Annotated in this window: 1 protein-coding gene; it reads right to left on the bottom strand. The window is 66.9% G+C overall.

Going from position 1 to position 284, the window contains the following annotated elements; genetic code table 11:
• The coding region (locus tag H2O73_RS20915; protein WP_438696107.1) for a sodium:solute symporter family transporter at positions 1-284 on the bottom strand (284 nt) is incomplete at both ends.

The following is a 284-nucleotide window of genomic DNA, read 5'->3' on the forward strand; positions in this document are numbered from 1 at the left end:
CAGTTGCGGCGCCGCCGCCTCGAGTCCGGCGAGGGTGGGGTCGACGCCGCCGGCGGCCTGCCAGCCGACGATCAGCAGCACGGCGAGCAGCGGCATGATCACGATCATCTGCACCTTGTCGGTAAAGATCGAGGCACGCAGTCCGCCATACAGGGTGTAGAGCAGGGTGGCCGCCATTACCACCGAGCTGGTCGCCCACAGCGGGACCGGCGCCAGTAGCCCGACCATCTTGGCGATGGCGGTGATTCCCGCGGCCAGGGAGATGAACAGGTAGAACAGCATGA

The organism is Vibrio marinisediminis, assembly GCF_014050145.1.
GTDB lineage: Bacteria > Pseudomonadota > Gammaproteobacteria > Enterobacterales > Vibrionaceae > Vibrio > Vibrio marinisediminis.